Origin of the sequence: Streptomyces caeni (assembly GCF_042678285.1) — a bacterium.
GTDB classification, from domain to species: Bacteria; Actinomycetota; Actinomycetes; order Streptomycetales; family Streptomycetaceae; genus Streptomyces; species Streptomyces caeni.
The window spans coordinates 159,199-173,358 of the sequence record NZ_JBHUDX010000030.1; the positions used below are offsets into that span (position 1 = coordinate 159,199).

Sequence of the window (14,160 nt, forward strand, 5' to 3'; positions counted from 1 at the left end):
CCAATCAGCAGCCGTGCTCCCGTGAACGCGAGGATTGTGCAAGTAGGAGCGAGCTTCGCTCTAACATTTCCGCAGTTCAGACCGGTTGAATGGAATCACCACACTCCATCACCGAGAAGAAGGCAGCCGTGATCGTCAACTACGGCTTCAACGCCACCCTGACCGCAGAGCCCGGCATGGGCGACCGGCTGGTCGACCTGCTGCTGACCGGCCTGAACGAGGGCAGCCCCGGCGCGAGCGAACACTGCGTCGTCTACCTCGTCTCCCGTTCCGCCTCCGACCCCGACGTCGTCCACGTCACGGAGGGCTGGACCAGCGAGGAGGAGCACCACCGGCTCTTCGCCGGCGAGGCCGCCCAGGCCATCGTGGCGCGGATCGCCGGACTGCTGGCCAAGGAGCCCGAGTACACCGACTACGTCCCGGTCCGCGGCAAGGCCGCCTTCTGAGCCCCTGGACCGACCCCCGCCCTCCCGGCGCCTCGGGCGCCTGCCGAGGCGACACCCGACCGTCCTCATCCGACCGTTCGGCACCATCCCACGAAAGGCCCATGACCATGACGCGGCCCGCCCTTGACCCCGAACTGCGTGATCTGCTGGCCGGCATGCCGCTGATGTCCCAGCTCAGCCCGGAAACACTCGCGCAACTGCGCCGGCTCCCCTCGCCGCCCGTCGAGTCCCTGCTCGCACACCGGCCGGTCGACCGGCGCGAGATCACCGTGCCCGCCAAGGACGGTGCCCCGATCCCCCTGTCGGTCTTCAGCCCCGCGAACACCGACCGCACCACCGCCGCACCCTGCATCTACTGGATGCATGGCGGCGGGATGGTCATGGGCGACCGCTTCTCGCAGCTCGACATCCCGCTGGAGTGGCTCGACACCTTCGGCGCGGTGGTGGCCTCCGTGGACTACCGGCTCGCACCCGAGGCCACCGGCACCGCCCTCGTCGACGACTGCTACCAGGGCCTGCTCTGGATCGCCGAACACTCCGACGAACTGGGCATCGACCCCGCCCGGATCGTCGTCGCCGGCGCCAGCGCGGGCGGCGGCCTCGCAGCCGGTGTCACCCTGCTGGCCCGCGACCTCGGCACTCCGGCCATCGCCGCGCAGATACTGATCTGCCCCATGCTCGACCACCGCAACACCAGTACCTCCAGCCGCCAGTACTCCGGCCGGCCCGGCGTCTGGACACGCGAGATGAACGAGTTCGGGTGGCGCTCCGTTCTCGGGGACCTCACCGACGACGAGGTGTCCGCGTACATCTCGCCCGCGCTGGCCGACGACCTCTCCAGCCTGCCGACCACCTACATCGACACCGGCTCCGCCGAAGTCTTTCGCGACGAGGACACCGACTACGCAACCCGTATCTGGGCGACCGGCGGCCAGGCCGAACTCCACGTCTGGGCGGGCGGCTTCCACGGGTTCGACGCCCTCTACCCCCACGCGCACATCTCGGCCACAGCCCGCCGAACCCGTACCGAATGGCTCGCCCGACTCCTGCCCCCGAACAAGGCGACGGGCACGGCGCGCCACTTGACGCCATCGACGAGGTAGCGCCGTGTCGGTCGTCTGCCGGTGGCGGTGGCCTTCCGCCCCGCCCCGGCCCGCCATCCAGGCCGGCACCGGCAGCAGATCCCGCACCAGCGCCCGCTTCGCACCGCTCATACCGAGTCGACCCCGGCTCAAACTGCGCAGGATTCGAAGTCCCGGTACGGGCGGTTGCGGGAGCGGGCCGAGACGGTGTGGACGTGTCGGGTGCCCGGCGTCGCATCGAGGTCCGTCAGGGCCTCCAGCTCCACTTGCTCAGCGTGCCGGCCGTCGCTCACGCCCCTCAGGTCGGCCGCGTGAGCAATGGGGGCGGACAGAGCCAGGGGGTGTGTGCGCCCGAGTGTCTCGGTTGCCCTGGTGACCGTGACCCTGCTGAGTTCGGCCGCGGACTCCGGCGCTCCGTTGTCCGCTGGTCGCGTGCTCCGCTGCCTTCCGCACCCCCGCATTCGGCCGGCCCGTTGAGACCACGAAATCGATTGCCGGGGTACTGGAGGATGAACCGATCTCTTCCGTGATCGATCAAGGCCGCCGACCCCAGGAATCAGTGGCTCGGGCACAATCACGAGCCGTGCCCACCTCTCCGGATCCCGCCCTCCTGTATTCCGACGTCGCGGCCTGCGGCAGCCTCGCCACAGCGCTCCGGACCGAGGCGGAAGCCTGCCTCGGCGCCGTGCCCGTCACGTCCCCCGACTCCGATCCGCTGCTCCACGCGACCGTCACGAGCACCCTGCCGCACCGTGAGCCGCTGCGGATCAGCGCGTGGCTGCACGAACGGCGGTGGTCGATCCGTGGCGAGGAAGCGTTCCAGAGCCTGGCCTTGATCGACGGGAGGACGGACGACCTCGCGGAGCTCGCCAGGGCGGCTCGGGCGTGGCATGACGGGGCGTTGCTGGACGGTATCCGCCGGGCGGCGCCCTTCGTGCACCTGACCGGCCGGTTCGAGGTCCCCGACCGTGATCCCGCACGACTGACGGAATCCGAGTGGCAAAGCCTGCGCCAGGAGGCAGGCGAACTGGAGCACGCCTGGCAGGAGGCGTACCAAGCCCTGATCGAGGCGGCGCACGCCGAGCCGGCCCTGCGCGCTCTTTATCCGTTCACGAGCCACTGGGCTCTGCGCTTCTCGACCAGCACCCGCCCACGCCTGACTGTTGTTGGACCGTGTCTGGCCGCGAACAGCGACGGCACGTACGGGGTGGGCAGGGGCATCATCGGCCAGGACCTGGGCCGGTTCGCCACAGCGCACGAGGCCGTTGCAGCGGCCGTGCGACATCTGCCGTCCGGCATCGGCCCGATCGTGCTCGGCGGATGACCTTGCCTCGCACCTGAGCCTGTCGCCGTGCCGACCACCGTCCGCACGGGCTCGGCATCCGGTTGCGCGTGAAGGCTGGTTCAGGCAGCCCGCTGCCGCACACGTATCGCTCGTGGCCGTGTCAGCTGAGGAAGTCGGCGACGAGGGCGGCGAATTCGTCGGGTGTGGCGAGACGGATGCCGAGGTCCTCGGCTTTGGCACGCTTGGATCCGGCGTTTTCGCCGGCCACCACCAGGGCGGTCCTCTTGGACACGCTGGAGGAGGCGCGTCCTCCGGCCCGTTCGATGAGTTCGTTCATCTGGTTACGGCTGAGCTGCTGGAGTGGCCCCGTCATCGCGCCGGTGACCACGACGCTCATCCCGGCGAGCGGACCGGCGGTCGGGGCGGGGGCCCCTGGCGTGGCGCCTCCGATGCCGGAGTCCGCGGCGGCCCGCGACGGGGGAGTGGCGCCGGGCTCGGTCATGTTCACCCCGGCTGCCACAAGCTTGTCGATCAGCGGGCCCAGTTCGGCGAGTTCGGAGACGATGGACGGTGCCTTCTCGGCACCGATGCCTTCCACCTGCTGCAAAGCCTCGGCGTCGGCAGCTCGGATGCTGTCCATGGTGGCGAAGTGGCGGGCGATGCGTCGGGACATGGAGCGGCCCGTCCCGCGGACGCCGAGCGCGCACAACACCCGAGACAGGGGCTGCGTCTTCGCCGCAGCCAGGGCGGCGAGCAGGTTGTCGGTGCTGGTCTCACCCATCCGCTCCAGGCTGAGGAGCTGGTCGCGGGTGAGGGTGAACAGGTCGGCGAGATCGGTGACGAGGCCGGCTTCGACGAGCTGCACGACGCGGGTGGCGCCCAGGCCTTCGATGTCGAGCTGGTCGCGGCCTGCGGCGTAGGAGAGGGGGGCGACCAGATGGCAGTTGCGGCCCTGCTCGCAGCGCCAGCGTTCCTGGCTGGTGTCGATGCCGGACCCGCACCGCGGGCACACCTCGGGGAACGGGATCGGCTGCTCGGCGCCGGTGCGCAGGTGGGCGACAGGGGCTTCGACGCGCGGGATGACGTCGCCGGCGCGGTGGACCATGACGTGGTCGCCAAGGCGCAGGTCGCGGCGGGTGATGTCGGCCGGGTTGTGCAAGGTGGCGTAGGTGATGGTGGAGCCGTCGATCTCGACCGGTTCCAGGACCCCGCGTGGCGCGATGATGCCGGTTCGGCCCACGTTCCACTCCACCTCGAGCAGCCGGGTGATCTTCTCGACAGCGGGCAGTTTGTAGGCGATCGCCCAGCGCGGGGCCCGCGATCCGGATCCGGCAGCCTGCTGATCGGCGGCCAGGTCTGCCTTGATGACGATGCCGTCGATACCGAACGGCAACTCGGCGCGCAAGGAGGCGATCTCCTTCACACGGGCCAGGACCTGCTCGATCGTGTCTGCGGTGATGCCGGGCACCTCGGTGGCGGCGGTCGTGTTCACGCCGAGCTTGGCGGTCAGGGACATGAGCTCACTGTGGGAGAGGGCGCCGAGCTGTGCGGCCAGGCCGGTCTCGGTGTCGGGCAGCGGCAGAAGGCCGTAGCCGAAGAACGTCATCGGCACGGTGTAGGCACGGTCCTTGGCGCGCAGTGTGCCCGCTGCGGCGTTGCGCGGATTTGCGAACGGCTGCCCGCCGTGCGCGGTGCGTACCGCGTTGGCATGCTCGAACTGTGCGGTGGTCATCAGTACCTCGCCGCGTACTTCCACCGTCACCGGTTCGGCCAGTTCATCCGGGAGGCCCTCTATGGTGCCGATCGCGTGTGAGACGTCTTCCCCGGCCATCCCATCACCGCGGGTCACCAGCCGGGTCAGCCGACCCTGGGTGTAGCGGGCGGCGACGGCAAGCCCGTCGAGTTTCGGCTCGACACTGAAGCGTTCCGCCTCGTGGCCGAGCCGGCGGCCCAGGGAGGCCGCCCAGGCGGCGAATTGCTCCGGCGAGAACACGTTGTCGAGACTCAGCATCGCCACGGTGTGGGGTATGTCGCCCTCGGCGGCACCGCCGGCGACCTTCCCGGTCGGCGAGCCGGGCAGTATCCGGTCGGGATGATCGGCCTCCCAGGCCGCGATGCCTCGCATCAGCCGGTCGTAGGCGTCGTCATCCAGGGGTGAGGTACCGCCCGCGTAGTAGGCGGCCGCGGCCTTCACCGAGGTCTCGACGGCCTGCGCGTAGGCGGCGGCATCCACAATCTGCTCAACGGGTGTCGTCATGCCCGCCATCCTGCCTGCCACCACTGACAACGATGCTCGTAGGCGGCTCCCGGCGGTCGTGGCTCTGCCACTGACATGGTTCTCATGGCTCCGGCCGGGCGGATCACGACCTGTCCCACTCCCACGCCGGCACCCTCCATGGGGTCTGTACGGTGAGCGGGTCTGGCTCACATTCGGCTCTGCCGCACATCCGGTGGTGACGCAAGGTAACGGCGGCTCGCCCCGTGCCCTCTCTGCAAAGACGCAGCTCATGGGGTCGCGGGAAGCCTGAGGAGCGATCCGCATGCGAGGCTGGGTCCTCGACTGTGGGCCGCGCCCTCGTGGACAACGCGCCGGTCCTTCCCCGCACCACCTGGGCAGAAAGCCGAGGCAACCAGCACAGCCGGCCCGGATGTCACCGAGCGCGACGCCAGGACACATTCCGTCACCGCCGAATGTGAGCCAGGCCCAACTCAACGGCTGATCTCGGTTGTTGAGGTGCCGGTGAAGGAGGAACACAACGCCTCCCACCGCAAAGTCCGCGCCCGCGTGGAGCACGCCTTCGCACGGAGGGCAGTTCTTAGAAGAGGCGGGTGTGCATGTGCTGGGTGAGGTTCTCGAGGATCTCGCGCAGCCACGGGCTGCGGACGGCCGCTAGCCGGGCCAGGGTGTGCTGGAACGTTCCCGAGTCGGCCCGGAACAGGTGATGGGGGCGCGGCGGGGGCGGGTCGTCGCGCAACGTGCCCGGCTCCATGAGCGCGGGGAGCTGAATCCCGTTCCCGTACTTCTGATGGGCATGGGCCGGCAGGGCAACCTCGGACAGCGGGGCGGTCAGATGGGCGCCACACCCCGCACACACGAAAACGAACAAAGATTTTCCGCCTGGGCAGACAGGGGCATCGTCGCGGCTCGGCGTCGGCCGGCCAACGTGTTTTCGCCCGTCACGGGACCGGAGCGCCGCCGCGGACGTAGAGCAGCGGCACCAGCGCGGGCGGGGCCGCTTGTCACCCATGCCGACGGCAAGGGACTCACTGGCGAGTTGGGGAGCGATTGCCGTCGGCTTGCAGCAGTTACTACGACATCGTATATTCCGATATCGTGACTTCATCTTCCGCGTCACCGTACGGTTCGGCGCTGCTCGCACTGCAGCGCGCTACTCATGCCACACTGCAGATCCTCATGGCCGAGCTGGTTGACCTCGATCTGACCGCTTCCGAGATCAACGCCCTGGCCATCCTGGCGGACGGCCAGGGCCGGACCGTCTCCGAGCTCGGCGCCGCAGCCGGCACCCGACCGACCACGCTGACCAGCGTGTTGGACCGGCTGGAGCGCCGTGGCCACATCACGCGCGGCACCCGGCCGGGCGACCGCCGGGTCGTGGTCATCGAGCTGACCTCCTCCGGCCGCCCGGCTGCCGACACCATCCGACAGACCCTGGCCGCCGTAGAAGCCCGCGCACTCGACGGCCTGCCCACCGGGGCCGTCGCCGACTTCCACACCGTCCTGCGCGCCCTGGCCGAGGTATCCCTATGAGGAAGACCGAACCCGGGGCGTCCGAGAGCACCCGTGTCTTCGATGAGCTGATGGCCGAGGCAACGGCATCCGCCAGCACCTTCGGCCACCGCGAACACGTCCACCTGACCTGGCTGGCAGTGCGCCGCGTCGGCATGCCCGCGGCCATCGCCCTGGTCAGCGACGGCATCCAGCGCACCGCCCGCTACGCGGGGGCGCCCCAGAAGTACCACGTCACGGTCAGCCGGGCCTGGGTGGAGCTGGTGGCCCACCACGCAGCCGCGCACGAACAGCCGGACTTCGCCACCTTCGCCGAACGGCATCCCGCGCTACTGGACAAGCGCCTGCTCACGCGCTTCTACCGCTCCACGACGCTGGCCGGCGCCCAGGCCCGCACAAGCTGGGTCGAGCCCGACCTCGCCCCGTTCCCCTGGACGGCCCCCAGCCGATAGCGGCCCAAGAACGGAAGCCAACCGGCTTCACGAGAAGGCCACGCCAAGAACCGAACGCACGAGGCGAGCTGTGAGTCAGGCCGGGGCCCGCGCGGCCCTGTCCCACCCCGGTTCACGCCACCGCCATCCTCGACCGCCTCCTGCACCACTGCGGAGTGATCTCCATCAACGGTCCAGCTACGACGTCTCGGTGCGAGACGTCTGGGACTACCTCGCCCACGACGAATGGCAGATCGCTCCGAGCCTGCTGGGGGAGTTAGGGGACGGGCAACCGCTGCCCCTGACGTTCTGGGAGCAGCTTGCCGAGGCGGCTGAGCAACTTGGCCTTGAGCGGAGCGCGGCTTGGTGCCACTGGCGATGCTCCGAGACCCGAAACGGAATGATCCGGGCGGATCTGACGCTCCGTCCAGCCACAGAGGCGCGACGCAAGACACCAATCCCCGGTCACGGTTTCTGCGGCCGATGTGGGACATCGGGAACCCCTCACCCACCGGCGGTGTTTCGGTGAGCATCGCCGGGCTCTGGGTTGAGAACACGCCCGTGATGGAGCCTGGCGGCCGAGCCACTGTCCGCGTCCCGCGACGGTGTGGAGGACGGAGGCGAGCTGGCCCTCGCCGTAGCGCGAGAGCCGGTGGCGGGCCTCGTCCGCGCTGGCGATCTCCACCGGGACGGCACCGACGTAGTTCGAGAACGCCGCCGAGCTGGGAAAGCGGTGAGCCCGTCCGGTGCGGCCGATCAGCCGGGCGGCCGCTGAGGCCCGCATCAAGATCGCCACCTGGATCACCGACTTCTGCAACGCCGGGCGGCTCTGAGGGGCGCCGGGACATCGCTGCTGGCCCCTGTGATCGCGGCCGCCGCCCTGGTCATCAAGACCACCATCGGCGAGTTCCAGCACCCCGGCAGCGCCCGTCACGGGTGGGCCCTCGCAGCTGGCGGCAAGGCGATGGCCGCCGGAACCCTCGCGGTCCTGGCCACTGTGCTGCCGGGCTGGCGCCAGGCCGGGACGGCCGCTGTGGCCTGCTCTGTTCGCGGGGGCGCACACCGCTCGCCTGGTCCACCGGGTGCACCGGCGCCGAACGACTGGCCGACCGGCCGGCACACCGAGGAGCGACAATATTCGGAGCCCTCCGGCGACAGCAGAAGTGCACGCCGGTGGCGGCTCGCCCGGTCGCTCACTGCCTGGTGGCTGCTGATCACCCTGGCCCTGCGGACGGGAGGGAGCCGGGGGTGGCACGATCGGCCCTGGCTGCGTCGGCGAGGGCGGCGGCTGCGGCTTCTGCGGCCTGGGCCGTGTCACTGGCCGCTCCGGCAGCCGTGTCGTCTGGGGTTTTTTCGCGGGTGGCCGGCGACTGGGGCAGCATTTCGCTGAAGGCGCGGGATACGCCCTGGAGTGCCGAGGTGACCTCGCTGGGGATCACCCAGAAGGTACTTCCCGAGCCCTGCGCGAGTTGAGGCAATGTCTGGAGGTACTGCCAGGCGAGCAGCTTGGGGTCGGGGTCGTTGCGATGTACGGCCTGGAACACCTCGTCGATGGCTCGCGACTGGCCCTCGGCCTGGAGGATCGCAGCGGTGCGGTTGCCCTCGGCGCGCAGGACAGCGGCCTGCTTGTCGCCCTCGGCGGTGAGAATCTGCGACTGGCGCTGCCCCTCGGCGGTGAGAATCGCGGCCCGCTTGTCCCGCTCGGCCCGCATCTGCTTCTGCATCGCGTCCTTGATGGTCTGCGGAGGATCGATGGCCTTGATCTCCACACGGTTGACCCTCAAGCCCCACTTGCCGGTGGCTTCGTCCAGCACACCGCGGAGCTGGCTGTTGATGGTGTCCCGCGAGGTGAGGGTCCTTTCCAGGTCCATGGAGCCCACGACATTGCGCAGGGTCGTGACGGTGAGCTGCTCGACCGCCTGAAGGAAATTGGCGATCTCGTAGAAGGCCGCTCGTGGGTCGGTGACCTGGAAGTACAGGACGGTGTCGATCTCGACGACCAGATTGTCCTCCGTGATGACCGGCTGCGGCTGGAAGGAGACGACCTGTTCCCGCAGGTCGATCAGCGGATGAACCCGGTCGATGTACGGGATGACGAGGCTGAGGCCAGGATTCAGGGTCCGATGGTAGCGGCCGAGTCGCTCGACATTACGAGCACGTGCCTGGGGGACGATACGGACCGCCCGCACGATGGTGAAAACCGCGAACAGTGCGACGATCAGGCCGGCAATCAAGAACGCCGAGGTTTCCATGGTTTCAGTCCCGGGGGTAGACGATCGCGGTGGCTCCGTTGATCTCTATGACGTCGACGGTCTTTCCGGCAGGGATCACGAGCGTCTCGTCGTAGGCGCGGGCCGTCCATTCTTCGCCGTCGATACGGATCCTGCCGCCCAGGCCCGTCACCTCCGAGACGACATAGGCAGCCCTGCCGACCAGTGCGTCTGTACCGAATCGCTGCACTTGAGGCTGGAGCAGGTGGCGCAGCGCAATGGGGCGCACGAACAGCACCGTGGCTATAGCCACGGCGGTGAACACCAAGAGCTGGAAGGGCAGCGGCAGCCCGACCGCGGCGGACCCTGCCGTGATCAGCGCGGCAGCACTCAGCATTGCGAGCGCAGCAGTCAGGGTGAAGATCTCCGCCACAGCCAACACGGCTGCGATGATCAACCAGATCAGCCACAGATCCATTGTGTGCCTCTTCTGACCGGTGCGGGTGCGGAGGGGCTTGACTCCCATCAGTGGATCCCGGCACGGGACAACCGCAAGTACCCGTGAGCAAGAAGACCCTGCCGATCCATCGGAGCGTGCCAGCCCAGCGCACCCCAAACGGCTACTCACACTCTTTGCCCCTACTTTACCCATGCAAGGAAGATCACTACTCCCCCCAGAGCGAGTCAATCTGGCGTGGACCCGGCAGACCGGCTCGAAGAGCACCTCAGCCGGGCCGGTGCGGATGGCCTTGCCCGACCGCGGTCGTGCTCACGACAGCCAAGCGCCGGACGCCGCAGCGGAATACGGCCTTGGGGTCCATGGCCGGAGGAAGAGCACCATGCGGGTCCTTCTGATCTGCCGTCAGAGAGTCACCGCTTGTCGGCCGTCGCCGAGAACCTCGACGGCATGCGCCTCACCCTCGCTGCGCACCACCTCGGTGCACTGTGGGCTGCGCCTTCTCGCCTTCGTTGCTCAAGGGCATCACCCAGCGGGTCGGCACCTCGCGCTCCGCCACCGCGGCACCCGCAGAGGCCGACGGAAAGATGGAAGTAACTGGCTGACGTCGAGTTGCAGAAGAGTGAGGTAGAGGAGTGGGGCAGAGGAGTGAGTCCTGGCAGCCCTTGAACCGCCCGGTCCTGTGCGAGGACGCGCTCCCGGCGTGTGCCGCAACGGGAGTTGGCAGTCGTTCGCGTTCTTCGGCCGCAGTGTCGGCCTTCCGTCTGCGGGGGTTTGGCTGTGTTTCGATGGCTCTGACTGATCGGCTGGTCGGCGTTCGCACTGCCCCTGGCCGTCGCCTCGTTGCGGGGCTGAAGCGAGTCTGGCGCCGTATCAGCCCATGGGGCATCCGTGTCCGGGCAGTCGCACTGCTGGTGCTCTGGCTCGGCGGGCTGATTGGCCCGGTGCTGCGGTGGAGTCTCGATGGCCGAGCCAAGCGCCGCCCTCTCTGCCAGCCTTGGGTGGGACGTCCCGCTTCGACGGGTCGGCCTGAGAGGGCACGACAGGAGAACCACCGCCAGGCCCGACTGCGGCACTGGTCGGGGGCTGCGGCCGAAGCGGTGGGGGTGGTGCCGTGGCCGGGGGCGGGCACGGTCACCCCGCTGATCCGGGAGAACCGGCCTCGACGAAGTGGTTCCGATGCCCTGGTGGGCGTGCCCGAGGACAGCGTCGGCCTCGACATCCCCGGGACACTGCCCATGGTCGCCGTCGACAGAGGCCGTCGGAGGAGACCGCCAATGCCGTCAAGCACAGCTCCGACGGCCGGCCCGTCCACGTTTCTGCCGGTGTGCGCTCGGTAACCACGTCGAGCTGCGGGTCGCAGACCGCGGCCCGGGCGTGCCCGACGACGCCAAGGAGCGGATCTTCGAGCTTTCCAGCGCCACGGTGACGCCCCGCGTGGCGCCGGCGTCGGGCCCGGTCTCGCGGCTGCCCGGGGCTTCGCCGAGGACACCCCCGGCGGGGCTCACCATGGTCCTCACGCTTCAAGCGGCGCCCGGTCGGCCGCGGGCCCGCCCCGATGTGGCGGCCACGACGATGACCTGACGGCCGCGCCGCCGCACATGTGTGCGGGAGGTGGACGGTGGCCCCGGCCGTGTGTTCGGTTAGGGTGTGCCGCCGGGATCTTGGCGGCGACCTGTCGGATCCTTGACGATGTCCTGGCGGAACACGACAGGTGAAGGAGCCGAGGTGTGACCGGACGTGCGGATGCGCGGCCGACGAGGGCGACGCGCCCCTCCAAGGCGGCGCGGGGATGGCGGGCACTGTTCACGGCGCACCCCGCGCGCACCGTGGTCACGGGCTTCGGCGTGGTGATCCTCTTCGGCACAGGTCTTTTGATGCTGCCGCTCGCGACCGAGGACGGCTCGTCCGCGGATCTGGTGACGGCCCTGTTCACCTCCACCTCGGCGGTCTGCGTGACGGGCTTGGTCGTGGTGGACACCGGCGCGTACTGGAGCGGCTTCGGCCAGGGCGTGATCATGGCCCTGTTCCAGATCGGCGGTTTCGGCATCATGACCATGGCCTCGCTGCTGGGACTGCTGATCTCCGGCAGGCTGGGGCTGCGGATGCAGCTGACCGCGCAGGCGGAGACCAAGAGCCTGGGCATCGGCGACGTCCGCAGGGTGCTGCTGGGGGTTGCCGGCTGCACGCTGACGGTGGAGCTGGCCGTGGGCGCCGTACTCGCGCTGCGGCTGCGCTTCGGCTACGGCGAGTCCATCTGGGACGCGACGTACCTCGGCTTCTTCCACGCGGTCTCCGGGTTCAACAACGCCGGCTTCGGGCTGCGCGCCGACAGCCTCACGAAGTACGCCCAGGACCCGTGGGTGACCCTACCCGTCGCCGTCGCGGTCATCCTCGGCGGCATCGGCTTCCCCGTACTGCTGGAGTTGCTGCGTCACCACCGTCGACGCAAGGTCACCGGTCGGCGCGGTTGGTCACTGCACTTTCGCCTCACGGTGCTCACCACCGCCGCGCTGCTCGTCCTCGGCACCGTGCTGACCTGCGCCCTGGAGTGGGACAACGACGGCACGCTCGGCCCCTTTGACTGGCACAAGAAGATCCTCGCCGGGTTCTTCCACTCCGCCATGTCCCGCACGGCCGGGTTCAACAGCGTCGACATCGGCGCGATGACGGACGCTACGCTGCTGATGACATGCATGCTGATGTTCGTCGGCGGGGGAAGCGCGGGCACCGCGGGCGGTATCAAGGTGTCCACGTTCGCCGTGCTGGGCGCGGCCATGGTGGCCGAGGTGCGCGGCGAGCCGCACTCGGGTGTGATGGGCCGCAAGCTGGCACCGCACGTGCTGCGCCAGGCGCTGACCGTCGCCCTGGCGGGCATGGGCTTCGTGATGACCGCGACGCTCGCTCTGCTGGTGGTGGTGGACAAGCCTTTCGAGCAGGTGCTCTTCGAGGCGGTGTCCGCCTTCGGCACGGTGGGCCTGTCCACCGGCATCACCGGCGATCTGCCGACCGTCGGCCGGCTGATCGTGATCGTGCTCATGTTCGTCGGCCGGCTCGGCCCGGTCACCCTGGTCTCGGCGCTCGCGCTGCGCGAGCGCACCCGCCGCTACCAGCTACCCGAGGAGCGACCCGTCATTGGCTAGCTACCTGCACAACCTGCGCCGCCGCCGCACCAAGCAGCTCGCGGCCCAGTACGCCAGCCCCCACGGCGACCAGCGCGTCGCCGTCATCGGCCTGGGACGCTTCGGCAGCTCTCTGGCCAACGAGCTGATGCGCCGCGGCTGGGACGTCCTGGGCGTCGACAGCGACCCCCAGCTCGTCCAGAAGATCAGCGACGACCTCACCCACGCCGCCGTCGCCGACTGCACCGACCCCGAGGCACTGCGCCAACTGGGTGTGCACGAGTTCACCAGCGCGGTCGTCGGCATCGGCACCGACGTAGAGGCGTCCATCCTCATCGCCTCCAACCTGCTGGAGGCCGAGGTGCCCAATATCTGGGCCAAGGCCATCAGCCGCCAGCACGGCCAGATCCTGGAGCGCCTCGGCGTCCACCACGTGGTTCTGCCCGAGCACGAGATGGGTGAGCGCGTTGCCCACCTGGTCACCGGGCGGATGATGGACTTCATCGAGTTCGACGACGACTACGCCCTGGTCAAGACCGTCGCTCCGGAGGTGGCCACGGGTGTTCCGCTGGGCGAGAGCGGGGTCCGCAGCAGGTACGGGGTCACCGTCGTCGGCATCAAACGGCCCGGCGAGGGTTTCACCCACGCCACCGCCGAGACCGTCATAGCCAAGGGCGACGTCATCATCGTCACCGGCAAGACCCAGGCCGTGGAATCCTTCGCCGAACTCGGCTGAACTACGACGGCGACACCGCCGCATGCGGATCCCGTACGGAACCCGTTGGGAGAGCCTTCTGGCCTGCCCCGAACCGGGCTCGCTGCTCTGTGACGTCAGCAGGGAAGCGGCGAGCGTGTTCTTCGCAGGTGGTTCAGCCCACGACGGGGCGCTCCGCGGGGCAGGGTGTATTGACGGTCGCGGTGCCGAAGCGCGAGGGCGCTGGCGAGAGTGATCGGGCCGACGCTCCGGCGAACATCAGGACGATCGCGTGGGTGTCCTTGTGGTCCGCGGAATGTCGATTACGGTGGTTCCGCCGTCATGCAGAGCGGTCGCCGTCCGTGCGCGCAGCAGCCGAGACTGCCGATCGTCGACCTGCTTGGCATTCCCCAGGCGGACACGAAGTCCGATCCTGAGGCGTCGGCAGTCCGGTCAGGTGCTCGCGAAACCCACGCCGCTGCGCGAGGCTGACGAAGGGGTCATCGAACTGGGCTGCGTACGCTTCCAGCGGTCCCGGCGCGGCCAGGTAGGGACGACGGACAGCCATCTTCAGCCCCGACGAGACCGCCGCCGATCGGGCCGCCGCGTCCATCACCGGCGCCGGAGGCGGCAAGGCCCCTGTCTGTCAGACTCCGGTGAGACGTAGAAGGTGCACGCCTCTTTG

At 69.3% G+C, this 14,160-nt stretch carries 11 protein-coding genes and 4 pseudogenes; 9 read left to right on the forward strand and 6 right to left on the reverse strand.

What is annotated here, in order from left to right; translation table 11 throughout:
- Positions 1-128: 128 nt before the first annotated feature.
- From ACFSL4_RS13320 to ACFSL4_RS13330, 3 genes are all read left to right on the forward strand, one after another.
- Positions 129-446 (forward strand): putative quinol monooxygenase, encoded by a 318-nt coding sequence (locus ACFSL4_RS13320; protein ID WP_381082153.1) that lies wholly within the window; start codon positions 129-131, stop codon positions 444-446.
- Between the two features lie 101 nt (positions 447-547).
- Entirely contained in the window at positions 548-1,549 is a 1,002-nt protein-coding gene (locus tag ACFSL4_RS13325; protein ID WP_381082008.1) for an alpha/beta hydrolase, read from the forward strand.
- 562 nt (positions 1,550-2,111) lie between these two features.
- Complete coding sequence (locus ACFSL4_RS13330) at positions 2,112-2,852, forward strand: DUF6193 family natural product biosynthesis protein (RefSeq protein ID WP_381082011.1); 741 nt, start codon at positions 2,112-2,114, stop codon at positions 2,850-2,852.
- 121 nt (positions 2,853-2,973) lie between these two features.
- Here ACFSL4_RS13330 and ligA read toward each other — a convergent pair whose 3' ends face one another.
- Both ligA and ACFSL4_RS13340 read right to left on the reverse strand, forming a co-directional pair.
- Entirely contained in the window at positions 2,974-5,070 is a 2,097-nt protein-coding gene (gene ligA, locus ACFSL4_RS13335; RefSeq protein WP_381082014.1) for an NAD-dependent DNA ligase LigA, read from the reverse strand.
- Between the two features lie 559 nt (positions 5,071-5,629).
- Positions 5,630-5,920 carry a hypothetical protein gene (locus tag ACFSL4_RS13340; RefSeq protein ID WP_381082017.1) on the reverse strand — a complete coding sequence of 97 codons (291 nt, stop codon included), beginning with the start codon at positions 5,918-5,920 and terminating at the stop codon, positions 5,630-5,632.
- A gap of 227 nt (positions 5,921-6,147) precedes the next feature.
- Here ACFSL4_RS13340 and ACFSL4_RS13345 point away from each other — a divergent pair, with 227 nt between their 5' ends.
- The 3 genes and pseudogenes from ACFSL4_RS13345 to ACFSL4_RS13355 all read left to right on the forward strand — a co-directional run.
- Positions 6,148-6,582 carry a MarR family winged helix-turn-helix transcriptional regulator gene (locus ACFSL4_RS13345; RefSeq protein ID WP_381082019.1) on the forward strand — a complete coding sequence of 145 codons (435 nt, stop codon included), beginning with the start codon at positions 6,148-6,150 and terminating at the stop codon, positions 6,580-6,582.
- Positions 6,579-7,013: a hypothetical protein gene (locus tag ACFSL4_RS13350; protein ID WP_381082022.1), complete on the forward strand. Its 435-nt coding sequence runs from the start codon at positions 6,579-6,581 to the stop codon at positions 7,011-7,013. The genes ACFSL4_RS13345 and ACFSL4_RS13350 overlap by 4 nt, the downstream gene beginning before the upstream one ends.
- Positions 7,014-7,194: 181 nt before the next feature.
- A pseudogene (locus tag ACFSL4_RS13355) lies at positions 7,195-7,589 on the forward strand (hypothetical protein); the annotation flags it as partial.
- 13 nt (positions 7,590-7,602) lie between these two features.
- Here the strand turns inward: ACFSL4_RS13355 and ACFSL4_RS13360 are convergent.
- The 3 genes and pseudogenes from ACFSL4_RS13360 to ACFSL4_RS13370 all read right to left on the reverse strand — a co-directional run.
- Positions 7,603-7,776 (reverse strand): annotated as a pseudogene (locus ACFSL4_RS13360) (transposase); the annotation flags it as partial.
- 430 nt (positions 7,777-8,206) lie between these two features.
- Positions 8,207-9,244: an SPFH domain-containing protein gene (locus tag ACFSL4_RS13365; protein WP_381082024.1), complete on the reverse strand. Its 1,038-nt coding sequence runs from the start codon at positions 9,242-9,244 to the stop codon at positions 8,207-8,209.
- Positions 9,245-9,248: 4 nt separating this feature from the next.
- Positions 9,249-9,680, reverse strand: coding sequence for an NfeD family protein (locus tag ACFSL4_RS13370; protein WP_381082027.1), 432 nt, complete (start codon positions 9,678-9,680; stop codon positions 9,249-9,251).
- Positions 9,681-10,786: 1,106 nt separating this feature from the next.
- Here ACFSL4_RS13370 and ACFSL4_RS13375 point away from each other — a divergent pair.
- From ACFSL4_RS13375 to ACFSL4_RS13385, 3 genes and pseudogenes are all read left to right on the forward strand, one after another.
- Positions 10,787-11,243 (forward strand): annotated as a pseudogene (locus ACFSL4_RS13375) (sensor histidine kinase); the annotation flags it as partial.
- Positions 11,244-11,389: 146 nt separating this feature from the next.
- Positions 11,390-12,802 carry a TrkH family potassium uptake protein gene (locus ACFSL4_RS13380; RefSeq protein ID WP_381082028.1) on the forward strand — a complete coding sequence of 471 codons (1,413 nt, stop codon included), beginning with the start codon at positions 11,390-11,392 and terminating at the stop codon, positions 12,800-12,802.
- Positions 12,795-13,517, forward strand: coding sequence for a potassium channel family protein (locus ACFSL4_RS13385; RefSeq protein ID WP_381082031.1), 723 nt, complete (start codon positions 12,795-12,797; stop codon positions 13,515-13,517). The genes ACFSL4_RS13380 and ACFSL4_RS13385 overlap by 8 nt, the downstream gene beginning before the upstream one ends.
- A gap of 276 nt (positions 13,518-13,793) precedes the next feature.
- On the opposite strand, the pseudogene ACFSL4_RS37625 reads toward ACFSL4_RS13385, so the two are convergent.
- Positions 13,794-14,043: pseudogene (locus ACFSL4_RS37625) on the reverse strand (IS701 family transposase); the annotation flags it as partial.
- Positions 14,044-14,160: the final 117 nt, after the last annotated feature.